Origin of the sequence: Leptotrichia sp. oral taxon 215 str. W9775, from assembly GCF_000469505.1 — a bacterium.
Lineage (GTDB): Bacteria > Fusobacteriota > Fusobacteriia > Fusobacteriales > Leptotrichiaceae > Leptotrichia_A.
The window spans coordinates 27735-40790 of the sequence record NZ_KI272827.1 but is presented as its reverse complement, the minus strand read 5'-3'; the positions used below and the strand labels follow the sequence as shown (position 1 = coordinate 40790).

Sequence of the window (13056 nt, the reverse complement as noted above, 5' to 3'; positions counted from 1 at the left end):
ATAAGTGAATTAGTCATCTCAAATACAAATCATAAAAATCAGAATAATACAAATACATAGATAAAATTATATAATTGTGAAAAAATTTTTTCAATAAAATTTGAAAAAATAAAAATCTTGAAAAATATGGAAATCAGTATATATTATTAGTATAAGGAGACGAAATGGTAAAAAAAAGGTATTTTGAAATTATTAACCTAGTAATAAATTCAAATGATGAAATTACGGTAAAAGATATTTCAAACTTATACAATATAACTGAAAGAAGTATCCGTTATGATATTGATGAGTTAAATGTATTTTTTCAGGAAAAGAATAATAAAGATATCATTGAAATAAACAACAATAGATTAAAAATTTTATATTCAGAAAATGAAATAGAAGATATTGTGGAAAATATTAAAGAAAAGGAATATTTTTTGTCAGAAAATGAAAGGGTAAACATATTATCTTATGAAATATTTCTTTCTAAAAATGAATTTATACTGCAGTATTTCACGGAAAAATATAACTTAAGTAAAACAACCGTAAGATATTCATTAAAAGAATTGAACAAAATTATTAGTGAATATGGACTTGTAATCGATATGAACAACAATAGAGGATATAAGATTATTGGAAGTGAAATAAATATAAGAAAATATATTATTAATATATTGAGGGAGTATATAAAGAACACAAAGGAAAAGAAAATAGAATATGATCCCTTAAAAAAAATAATACAGAAATTTTATAAAAAGAGCAGAATAGAAGAATCTAAAAATACAATTAATAAAATACTGGATTATACGGGAAAGACAATTAGCGATGAGGCATTTGAAACATTACAGCTATTTTTATTTATTTCAGTGATAAGAAATAAAAATGGCCATGAAATAGAAGAAGATGTTGAGAATGAAATATTTCTTTCAAAAACTAAGGAATTTAGTAAAATTAGGGAAATATTGGAAAAGGTTGAAAATATTAAAGAAAAAGATATCCATTATTTTGTTGATTTTTTTCTAGGTTCGTATTCATATAACTTGGAATATTCCTATTTTTTAAACTGGATTCTGATAGAAAGCCTGATAGACCAGTTTATAAAATTGTTAAGTGATAAATTGAAAGTAAATCTTACAGAGGATAAGATTTTAAGGAAAGAATTGCTTAATCATATAAAACCGGCGATTTATCGAATGAAAAATAAATTTAAACTGACAGAAAGTATTTTAAGTGAAGTCAAAAAACAGTATATGGAACTTTTTATAAAGACAAAATCAAGTTTGAAGATAATTTCTGATTTTATAGATTTATCATTTGATGAAGATGAAGCGGCATTTATCACTGTTATGATTCAAAGAGCCATAATGAGAAATAATCCTTCCACGCTATTGAAGAAAGATCCTAATATATTAATTGTATGCGGACTAGGGTATAGCAGTTCAAGATTTCTGTATGAGAATATTAATAACAGGTTTCAGGTAAATATAATTGATATAATACCTTTTAATCAGCTGGAAAATTATAATTATCTGAAAAAAGCCGATATTATTATATCAACATTGGATTTTAAACTGGACGGTATAGATGTGATAACAGTTAATGCTGTTATGAATGAAAAGGATATTCTGAAGTTAAAAAATTATGGATTGCCTGAAAAGAAATCAAAAATAAAATTGTCAGAGTTATTAAGCATTATAAAGAAAGTATCAGATGAAACAGAGTTAAAAAAACAGCTGATGAGAAATTTCGGGGAAAATATTTATGATGATATGGGAGAAAAATCAGAAACTGGTAAAAGTTTCGTAGAATTACTTTCTGAAAAAAGTATCAAGCTGAATGTTGCTGCAAATAATCTTGATGAAGTAATAGAAATTACAGGTCAGACAATGATAGATTCAGGCCTAGTAAAAGAGGAATACACAGATGAACTGAAAAATCAGATTATACAGTATGGAAAATATATTCTGGTTGGTGACAAAACGATTTTACCTCATGGCCAGCTTTTAAAAAATGTTAGGGAAACAGGATTTTCATTAATAACATTAAAAAAGGGAATAGATTTTTTTGGAAGTGAGATAAAAATAGTTATTTGCCTTGCTTCAAGAAATAAAGATGAACATTTGAGGGCGATACTCGAACTGAACAGATATTTAAAAAATCCTGATTTTGAAAATGAACTGTTAAATAAAGAAAATTCCGAAGAATTGACAGATTATTTAAAATTTTTAGAAATGGCTGATATTTGAATTTTATAGAAGTTATTTCTGAAAAATGGAGCTGACTAAATTTATTAAATACAGGAGATAGAAAAATGAAAAATTTTATCAATGAGAATAATATTATTTTAAATCTGGAAACAGAAGATAAAAGAGAAATAATTAATAAAATGACAGAAACAATATCTGAAGAAAAATTACTTAATAAGGAGAAATTTATTGAGGATGTCTTTAAAAGGGAAGAAATGGAAAATACTGTTGTAGGGTTTAAAGTGGCAATTCCTCATGGAAAATCAGAATTTATAAATTCACCACAGATAGTATTTGCAAAATTAAAAGAGGAAATTTTCTGGGGAGATCCTGATGAAAAGGTAAAATACATATTTCTTCTTGGAGTTCCTGCGGCTTCAGCAGGGGAGCATATAAAAATTTTAATGAATCTGTCAAAAAAAATACTTGATGAAAAGTTTAGGGAAAAGTTGGAAATGACAGATGATAAGGGAGAATTGTTAAAAATTATTACTGAGTAAATAAAAAATAAAATAAATTAATATAAGGAGAAGAATTATTATGAAAAAAATTGTAGCAGTTTGTGCATGCCCGATGGGATTGGCACATACATTTATGGCGGCAGATTCTTTAGAAAAGGCGGCAAAGGAACTGGGAGTTGAGATTAAAATAGAAACACAGGGAGCAGATGGAATTCAGAATGAGCTTACCAGAAAAGATATAGAAGAATCAGATGCAATTATTTTAGCATTGGCAATTACTCCACAGGGAATGGAACGTTTTGAAGGGTATGACCCTTATGAAATTACCTTGAAGGAGGCAATTAGGGAAGGAAAAGAGATTTTAGAAGAAATAGTTGAGGAAATAGGGTAATTTAATAGAAAATGGTATAAATAAAGCAGAATAAAATTATAAAAATTATGGAGGTATTTAAAATGGCTCAATTAAAAAGAAAAAGAAAAAACAGTTTTTGGCAGGAATTTTATAAACATCTTATGACAGGTATATCTTATATGATACCGGTACTTATAATGGGAGGACTTATTGGTGCATTTTCTCAGGTAATTCCTTATGTAATATTTAAAATTGATCCAAGTGTATCAATTTTAGATGCTATAAAAACAGGCCAGTACACAGGAATGAGTTTACAGCTATTAAAATTGGCTTCATTAATGGAAAGTTTCGGATTTACATTGTTTGGTTTCGCAATTCCAATGTTTGCGGCATTTGTGGCAAATTCAATAGGTGGTAAGACAGCCCTTGCGGCAGGATTTATTGGTGGTTATGTTGCAAATAAACCTGTGGCTACTATAGGAATGGTAGATGGAGTTTTAGATAAAGTTACTCCTGTTCCTTCAGGATTTTTAGGAGCATTTATTATAGCAATGATAATAGGGTATTTTGTAAAATATTTAAATAAAAATATTAATTTGCCAAAAAACTGGCTTGCATTTAAATCTACTTTTTTAATACCTTTACTTTCTTCACTTTTCTGTATGTTTGTAATGGTATTTGTAATAACTCCTGTTGGAGGATGGATAAATCTTCAAATTAGAGCACTTCTTGAAGCGGCAGGAGCGGCAGGACAGTTTGCTTACGCCCTTGTGCTTTCAGCAACTACAGCTTTTGACTTAGGTGGACCTGTAAACAAGGCTGCAGGATTTGTAGCTTTAGGATTTACTACTGAAAAAGTTCTTCCAATTACAGCAAGAACAATAGCAATTGTTACTCCATCAATAGGACTAGGACTTTCAACTTTAATAGATAAAAAATTAGTTGGAAGAAGAGTTTATAACAGTGAATTTTACGATGCAGGAAAAACATCTATATTCCTTGCTTTCATGGGAATTTCTGAAGGAGCAATACCTTTTGCACTTGAAAATCCTGGATTCACAATTCCTTTATATGTAATTTCTTCAATAATAGGAGCATTTTCAGGAATAGCTCTTGGAGCAGTACAATGGTTCCCTGAATCAGCAGTCTGGGCATGGCCTCTAGTAAAAAATCTTCCTGCATACATGTTAGGAATAGCTGTAGGTTCAGTAATAATTGCTGTATGTAATGTTCTGTACAGAAATAAGCTTATAAAAGATGGTAAGCTGGAAGTGGATGAGTATTAATATGAATAAGAAATATGATTTTCCGATTATTCCCCATACACATTGGGACAGGGAATGGTACTTCACAACTTCCCGTTCTAAAATATACTCCCTGAATCATTTTAAGGAAATATTTGATGTTCTGGAAAATAATAAAAACTTCAGTCATTTTCTTCTGGATGCACAGCTGTCCATTATAGATGATTATCTTGAGTTTCATCCATATGATGAAAATAGAATAAAAAAACTTGTTACAGAAGGTAAGCTGATAATAGGACCATGGTATACACAGACAGATCAGATGGTAATAAGCGGAGAATCCATTATAAGAAATCTGTATTATGGAATAGAAAGGGCAAAAGATTTCGGGGCATATATGAAAACAGGATATATGCCTGACTCTTTTGGTCAGTCAGCTCAGATGCCTCAGCTGCTAAATGGTTTTAACATAAAATACAATACATTTAAAAGAGGTCTGGGAGACAGCCATTATCCTAAAAATGAGTTTTACTGGGAATCTCCTGATGGAAGCAGGGTTTTTAACATGTATCTGGATAGATATGGAAATTTTGTTTATTTTACGTCTGAAGCAGATAGTCTGAATAATTTGATGGCAAAATTGAAGGAAGAAACTGACAGAAGATCTCTAATAGGAACATTAACATTATACAATGGTGAAGATCAGAGACCAATTAGAAAAAATCTTCCTGAAATTGTAGAAAAACTTAATGAGCTTAATCCTGACAGTAATTTTTATATATCAACTATTGATAATGTAATGGAAAAAGCTGAAAATAACGGATTCCACTATGATACTGTAAAAGGTGAAATGACATCGGGACAATTCAGCAGAGTTCATAAATCCATTTATTCTACAAGAGCTGATTTGAAGATAAAGAATAATAAAAATGAAAATCTTATAGTGAATATATCGGAGCCTTTAAGTTCAATAGCATATAAATCAGGTTTTGAATATGAAAATAAAGTTTTTGAAAAGGCATGGAAGCTTATGGCTGAAAATGCCGCTCATGACAGTATCGGTATGTGCAATTCTGATGAAACTAATAACAGTATTGAATATAGAAATGATACTGTAAAATCTCTAATGGATAATCTGAATGATTTAAAGATGAGGGAAATAGGATCAGCTATTCCTGAAAAGGATATTTTTCAGTTTCAAGTATATAATTTTCTTCCATACAGAAGAAGTGGAGTTTTAAAGGCTGAAATTTTTACACCTTTTACTGATATAGAAATTTATGATACAGATGGCACTGTATATGAAAGCAAAGTTTTAAAAAGTGAAAAGCTTGAGGAAAGAATAAAAAATAAAATGAAATCTGAAGTGGGATTCAATACAAATGATAATCCACGTTGGATAAAGGAAAATGCAGAAATATATAAAACTGAATTGCTAATTTACTTGAAAGATATATTGCCTTTAGGATACAGAACGCTGTTTATGAGAAAAAAAGAATCTGCTGATAAAGTTTATGAATGCAGTACTGAAGTGAATGAAATTGAAAATGACTTACTAAATATAAGAATACAGAAAAATGGTTCAATTATCATAAAAGATAAAAAGAATAATTTAGAAAAAGAAGGTTTTCTGATTTTTGAAGATTCCGGAGATGCAGGAGATACTTATGATTATTCAGAACCTTATAGCGATAGGATTTTAACAAGTGAAAATTCTGAAATTGAAATATTGGAAACAGAAAAAAATTCTCTGTTAAATAAAATAAAATATTCTGTAAAAATGAATATTCCTTATAATCTGACATCAAGAGAACAGGAACAGGATAATATCCAGATAGAATTTTTTGTAACTCTATCACTGGAAAAAGACAGTTCTCTTGTAAAAGTAGATATAGAAGTGGAAAATAGAGCAATAGAACATCGTGTACGTGTATTATTTAGAACGGGAATAAAAAGTGTTGAGTCTATTGCTGACCAGCAATTTGGAACGATTAGAAGGCCTGTTTATCTTTCTGAAGTTGAAAACTGGAGGGAAAATGGCTGGAATGAAAAACCTAGAACAATAGAACCAATGCAATCTTTTGTATCTCTTGCTAATGACCATGAAAATATAAGCATTATAACAGATTGTGTAAGGGAATATCAGATTACAGGTGAAAAATTTGATACAATAGCACTCACTTTATTCAGATCAACACCAGAAATGGGAAAAGCAGAGCTTAAAGATAGACCTGGAAGAGCTTCAGGAATGGCTAACTGGGAAACACCTGATGCAAACCTGCTGAAAAATCTGAAGTTTAATTTTGCTATTTCTATTGGAAAGAATGAATATTCAATTTCAAAAATTTCGAATATATCTAAGGAATACTTAACTCCTTTCTATTATTATCAGGCTGCGGAATTTAAAAATGTGGATATTTTCTTTTTAATGAATAAACCTGAAATTCAAGATGTCCCATTTGATTATTCAATATTTTCTTCAGAAAATAGAAACTGTATTCTCAGCACTGTGAAAAAAGCAGAAAAGGAAAATGCATTAATTATTAGAGTATATAATCCTGATGATAAAAAGCCTACTGATTTTGACATTATATATCACGATGATATTAAAAATACATCTTTAGTAAAATTTGATGAAGAAACAGTTATGGATAATGTTGAATTCAGTTTTGATGGAAATAAAATTAAAATTAATAATGTAAAAACTTGTCAGGTTTTAAGTATTAAAATTGAATGAATAAAAATGAAAGAAATTTTCCCCTTTTGACATATGAGCTCTATGTTAAAAGGGGAAATTAAAAATTATATCAGTATGTTATAATGTAAGTTTTCCTCATTTTTATAAAAATTTTTGATTAATTTATTTTCTTTAAAAAATTCTAATATATTTTCATTTATATTGTTAATTGTAAAAATTGCTGATGAATCTTTATCAAATATTTTAAAGTATTGTTCTTCTTCTGCTAAATTTAAATACTTAATATAATTTCTTATAGTATCTAAATTTAAAGTATAAAATATTTTAAGTTTTAAGTTCTTATCTATATTTTCCTTTTTAATTATTTTTTTTCTTAATTCTAGTGGACAAATAGTAAGATTTGTCGTAAGTATTTCTTGATATTCATATTTTTCAACTAATTTTAAAATTTTTTCTTTAATATCTTCATTAAAATCTAGAAAATTTGAAAATAAGTATTTTGCATCTTCATTGTCAAAATTAAAATCAATTATATGAGATATTATTTCAGATGAATAGTTCTTATTTATAGATATAGGCTCTCTCGTAAATTTTAATAATTTTAATTTTAATTCATCTTTTATATCTAATTGCAGTAATTCTTCTAATTCTTTACTTTCAAATAAATAGTTAAATTTATCAAGTGTTTCTAAATATTTATCAAAATTTTTACATATAAATGTATAATTTTGATTTGGATAATGTTTACGAATAAATAATAAATTTTCTTGATTCATTTCTATAATATCATTTTTAATAAGTATACTAACTTTAGCTTCTGAAACATTCTCAAAATTAAAAGTAGATAATATTTTCGATTGAGTAATAATTTTTTCATATATACTATCATTGATTTCATTTGTTTTAATTATTTTTTCAAAAAATAAATTAATTAGAGAAATTTCTTTTATAGTATTTTTTGAGAAATTTAATTTACATTGTTCTGTATTAATAAAATTAATTAGTATTTCATTTATCTCATTATAGTAAGAAAAATATTCAATTATATTTTTTTCATTATATTTAACTATTTTTTTTTCAAATAATAAATCCCAAAATTCGGGATGTTCAATTTTATTTATCTCATTAATTGTTACATCTTGTAATAGTTTTATATATGAGAGTTTATAGGATTCATCTATTATTTTATTATTTAAAACTTTACATATTGCGTCCTCTGTATCTAAAATTTTATTGTAACCATTTTCTATAAGATTTTTCATATAGTCATTTATATTTTTTTGGATGTATTCTAATATAGGAGAGTCTTTTAATTTTAAAATTGAACTATAATTTTTATATCTAATTTCTTCTATTGGAAATTTATGAATTTTCTCTAGAATTAATTCTAGATTTTCAAAATTTATTTCATATAGAGATAGATTGTAGACATTTTTGAATAATTCAAAATTTATACTTTCAAAAATAAATTTTTTAAATTTTATTCCTAATATTTTTAACCCTTTAGCTATATTTGGAATATCTGAAATGTTTAAATTATTAATATTGAGATAATCAGGATTAGCTGAAATCCATTGACTTAATATATTATTTTTATTTATACTTTCAATTGTATTTTCATTACAGAAACAAAAAGTTTTGATAGAGTGATATTTTATATATTTTTCTGAATAAGCTTTTTTATTTTCAATCCAATATTCTAATAAGTCAGGCCAAATTTTATTAAAAACTACTATATATTCTCTATTTAAACTTTTTTCGTTTTCGTAGTACAGGTTAATAAAATTTATATTATGTTGCTCTTTTAGCAGTCTTACGAAAGCTTCAATAAATTTAGATGTTACAGACTTTGTAGGAAATTCTTCTTCAATGGGATTAATATCAACAGGATTTTTTTCAATAAATAATTCAATATTTTCATAAAGTAATTCACTTAACAGTTCATTTAATAAATTAAAATTTAAAATCTCTGATTTTTTAAAATCAGCTTCTTTTAAATATGAAATTATAAGTTTAGGATTTTCTAATTTATAATGATAATCTTTTCTTTTTCTTTCTTTTATACTTCTGATAAATATTTTGTCTTTAATAGTCAGATTATTTTCATAAAAATATGTTATATAATCAGTATAATTTTCATCAATGTATCCTTCTATAATTAAATATTTTATTAACCCAAAATATTCATTTTTTTTGACTTCATCGAAATTAATTTCTTCCCCAATTTCATTTTTGTATAGAAAATTAAATATAGATTCAACATTTTCTTCATTTATAAATTCTTTAACTGTTTTTGTTTCAAAATTCAATAATTCTTTTTCTAAATTCACTTTATTCTGTCTATTTTCTATTGCCTTTTTTCTATTTTGATATTCTTTTTCATCTTTTTCAGAAAGGTAGAAAGAGGAGTTTCTTCTTGGATTGAATATACAATTTAATTCTTCTAGAGATTTAAGAGTTTCTTTCTCAATATTTTCTAATTCTTTTTGTATTCTCATTTTTTCATTTTTTATGAAATTTTCAAAAAATGAAAAAATAAACCCCTTTCGGAATTGTAAATCATGAAAATCTTTAGGAAATATATTTTTATAAGTTATAATTGCAAATACCTTATTATAGTCAAGTTCAATATTTTTAGAATTTAAATTATCTAAATATATTAAAAATTCATTATAAATATTTTTTAAAACTCTCATATCGTCTATGTATAGAGACAGGTTTCTAAGAAAATTATCTTCAAAGTAAACCTTTAAATTATCTAAAAGTTCAATTAATTTATTATAAGAATTTGAACTATCAATAACTGGAATTATTGGAATAATATAATCAAAAAATTTTGTTCTTTCTTTAGAAAAAAAAATATCATCTTTTAAGAGATAAATGAATCGGATGATTTTATTTTCTTTTTTTAATTTTAGATTTAGTAATATATTTATCTCTCTCAACTTTTCAAAAATTTTATTATTTTTGAATCTATCAATATCTTCAAAAATTATTGCATCTACTCCAGAATTTTCTAGAATATACAAGACTTCATCAAGGTATTTGTCAAAATAAGAATCTTTTTCTTCTCTTGATATTTCAATTTCATTTCCTTGAATATTGATTTTATGTAATATATTTTTACTTTTTTGAAAAATCATTATTTTATATATTAATGTATATAGTCCACATAAAATGACAATGACACTTATTAAAATTGAAGAAGGATTAGAAATTATAGAAAGTAAATTATTATTTATATGTAAGTATTCTATATATTTATTCAATTTTTTAAAAAAGAACAGATGAAAAAAAGCTAGTAAAAATAAAATAACTTCAAGAGAAGAACATTGAATTTCTTTTTCATTATATTTTTGTTTAATTTTGAAATTAGTTTCAGGAATATTTTTAAAATCTATTTGGTGTATTAATTGATTCAATATTTTACCTTCAAGCAAAATTTCTTTTTCATCATTTTCAATTTTTGAGCTAAATTCAGAAAAATGTGCTACAGAAATGTGTAAAAATTTTTTATCTCCTTTTTTATTTTTGTAAGAAGATATTACACTACTTTTCCCTGAACCATAAGAACCTGAAACAGCAATATTTCTAATATCTTCATTCTGAAATATAAAATCAAAAGCTTGTTCATAAATTCCTAACTCAACTTTGTCATAGGGAGTTAGTTTTTGAAAATTTATCTCTTTTTCCATCATTTTCTCCTTTTTATTGTATACTTTTTATTCTCTCCATCAAACAGAAAAATTAAACACAAAAAACTTCAATATTTTTATTTTTCCATCTTTTCCAGTATTTCATCACTTATATTAAAGTTTGCATATATTTCCTGTACGTCTTCATTATCTTCAAGGTCATCATACAGTTTCAATATTTTTGCTGCAGTTTCAATATCAGTTATCTCTATTTCATTTTGTGGATACATTGTTATTTCAGCATTTTCACTATTTAAACCTTTTTCATCCAAAGCTTTTTTCACATTTTCAAAGTCATTTGGATCAGTTATTACCACTGAAAAATGTTCCCTGTCAACAATATCTTCTGCACCTGCTTCAAGTGCAGTTTCCATCAGTTTTTCCTCATTAACTTTTTTCTTATCAAATTCAAGAATACCTTTTCTGTCAAACATGAATGCAACAGATCCTGTTTCTCCAAGATTTCCTTCATTTCTTGAAAAATTCATTCTGACTGTGGAAGCTGAACGGTTTTTATTATCTGTAACTACATCTACTAAAAATGCCACTCCTCCAGGCCCGTATCCTTCATATCTTATTTCAATGTATTCTACACCTTCAAGTTCTCCTGTTCCTTTCTTCACGGCCCTTTCAATAGTGTCTTTTGCCATGTTTGCAGCTTTTGCCTTATCTATTGCAAGTCTTAGCCTTGGGTTAAAGTCAACATTTCCACCACCTATTTTTGCGGCAATCATAATTTCCTTACCTAATCTTGTAAAGGCTTTTCCTCTTATTTTATCCTGTCGTCCTTTTCGCTGTTTTATATTTACCCATTTACTGTGTCCTGCCACGAAATTTACCTCCAAAATACATTATATATTATTTTTTATTCTGAATTTTTTGTAAAATAGTTTTAATAGCATCACCAATATTATTTATATCTGCAAGTTCTTCATCCTTTATCCATTTGGAAACGTCAGCATTAACATATCCCAGACTTTCCAGAGCCAGTTTTATATCTTCCTTCATGAGAAGAAGTTTTGTGTTTGAAGTATCTGAAATAATATTTTTTCCATTTGAAATATTTTCATTTTCATTCTGAATTTCAATTATATTAAGCTTTTTAACTTTGTCCTTCAAATCCAGTATTATCTTCTGTGCCTTCTTTTCTCCAAGCCCCGGCACTTTTGTAAATAGCTTTGAATTATTATCAAGTACAATATTTATGACATCTTTTACATTGTAGGTGGATAAAATGGCAAGAGTAAGTTTAGGGCCTACACCGCTTATTTTTATCAATTCCCTAAAAAGTTCCCTTTCATTTTCAGTCTTAAATCCATAAAATGAAATATCATCTTCCTTGACATGGGTATGAATGAAAAGTTTTTCGTCTTCCCCTATTTCCTTAAGTGTTTCAAATGTCTTCAAGGAAATAAATATTTTATACGCCAGTCCATTTATATCAATTGCTACATAATCAATCTTTTTTATTGTCAGTTCCCCAAAAATATATTCAAACATTATTGTAAACTAAGTGTAAATTTACACTTCTCCTTTCGTTCTATTATTTAAAATCATTTTTTTGTAAAGCTTAAAGTTTTATAAGGTTTACATGATCAATATTTTCATTCAGGAACATTATCCCTATTTCCTTGAATTTATCCTGGCCATCAGTTACAAAATATTCAACTTCATGTCCTTTTTCCGCATCATTTTTCAGTAAATTCTTTTTTATAAGAATTTCTTTTAAGTCCTGAGCAGTTTCCTTTGCAGGATCGACAATCTTAATATTAGGATAAATATTGCTAATAGTTTCCTTCAGCAGAGGATAATGCGTGCATCCCAAAATCAGGGAATCAATTTTATCCTTAAAGTCATCAAGGTACATTTGTACCATTTGATTTATAAGCTTTCCTTTAACTATTCCTTCTTCTATTGCAGGAACAAAAAGAGGGCATGATTTTGAATATACTTCTATTTCATGATTTCTTTTTTTTATTTCAGTTTCATATTTTTTTGAATTGATGGTAGCCTTTGTACCAATAACTCCTATTTTATTATTTTTTGTAGTGTAGAGAGCTGTCCTTACACCTGCTTCTATAACTCCTATGATGGGAGTTTTAAATGTTTTATTCAGTTCATCTAAAGCAAGAGAAGTAGCTGTATTACAAGCTACTACAATTGCATCGACTTTCTTTTCTATTAAAAAATCTACGATTTGTTTGGAATATCTAATAATCAAATCTTGTGTTTTTTCTCCATAGGGTACTCTGGCAGTATCCCCGAGATAAATGATTTTTTCATTTGGAAGGACTTTTCTTACTTCCTTTAAAACAGTTAATCCTCCAACCCCTGAATCAAAAATACCAATAGACATTTTTCATCTGCAATATTATATA

General features: G+C 26.7%; 9 protein-coding genes. 5 read left to right on the top strand and 4 right to left on the bottom strand.

From position 1 onward, the window contains the following. The first annotated feature begins 164 nt into the window (after positions 1–164). The 5 genes from HMPREF1984_RS02040 to HMPREF1984_RS02020 all read left to right on the top strand — a co-directional run bounded on the left by HMPREF1984_RS02040 (position 165) and on the right by HMPREF1984_RS02020 (position 7022). On the top strand, positions 165–2228 hold the full coding sequence (locus tag HMPREF1984_RS02040; RefSeq protein WP_021766211.1) for a transcription antiterminator: 2064 nt from the start codon (positions 165–167) through the stop codon (positions 2226–2228). 65 nt (positions 2229–2293) lie between these two features. Then, a complete protein-coding gene (locus tag HMPREF1984_RS02035; protein ID WP_021766210.1) occupies positions 2294–2728 on the top strand; it encodes a PTS sugar transporter subunit IIA in 435 nt (144 codons plus the stop codon). A 40-nt stretch (positions 2729–2768) separates the two neighbouring features. Next, complete coding sequence (locus HMPREF1984_RS02030; RefSeq protein ID WP_021766209.1) at positions 2769–3080, top strand: PTS fructose transporter subunit IIB; 312 nt, start codon at positions 2769–2771, stop codon at positions 3078–3080. 62 nt (positions 3081–3142) lie between these two features. Further along, entirely contained in the window at positions 3143–4327 is a 1185-nt protein-coding gene (locus HMPREF1984_RS02025; RefSeq protein WP_232219669.1) for a PTS fructose transporter subunit IIC, read from the top strand. Continuing rightward, positions 4317–7022 carry a glycoside hydrolase family 38 C-terminal domain-containing protein gene (locus tag HMPREF1984_RS02020; RefSeq protein ID WP_021766207.1) on the top strand — a complete coding sequence of 902 codons (2706 nt, stop codon included), beginning with the start codon at positions 4317–4319 and terminating at the stop codon, positions 7020–7022. Before HMPREF1984_RS02025 ends, HMPREF1984_RS02020 begins: the two co-directional genes overlap by 11 nt. Before the next feature lie 65 nt (positions 7023–7087). Here the strand turns inward: HMPREF1984_RS02020 and HMPREF1984_RS10855 are convergent, their stop codons facing one another. The 4 genes from HMPREF1984_RS10855 to murI all read right to left on the bottom strand — a co-directional run bounded on the left by HMPREF1984_RS10855 (position 7088) and on the right by murI (position 13034). Further along, on the bottom strand, positions 7088–10678 hold the full coding sequence (locus tag HMPREF1984_RS10855) for a hypothetical protein (protein ID WP_051314431.1): 3591 nt from the start codon (positions 10676–10678) through the stop codon (positions 7088–7090). A 77-nt stretch (positions 10679–10755) separates the two neighbouring features. Beyond that, positions 10756–11508 carry a YebC/PmpR family DNA-binding transcriptional regulator gene (locus tag HMPREF1984_RS02010; protein ID WP_021766205.1) on the bottom strand — a complete coding sequence of 251 codons (753 nt, stop codon included), beginning with the start codon at positions 11506–11508 and terminating at the stop codon, positions 10756–10758. 28 nt (positions 11509–11536) lie between these two features. Next, a complete protein-coding gene (gene ruvA / locus HMPREF1984_RS02005) occupies positions 11537–12178 on the bottom strand; it encodes a Holliday junction branch migration protein RuvA (protein ID WP_021766204.1) in 642 nt (213 codons plus the stop codon). Between the two features lie 70 nt (positions 12179–12248). Next, positions 12249–13034, bottom strand: coding sequence for a glutamate racemase (gene murI / locus HMPREF1984_RS02000; RefSeq protein ID WP_021766203.1), 786 nt, complete (start codon positions 13032–13034; stop codon positions 12249–12251). Positions 13035–13056: the final 22 nt, after the last annotated feature.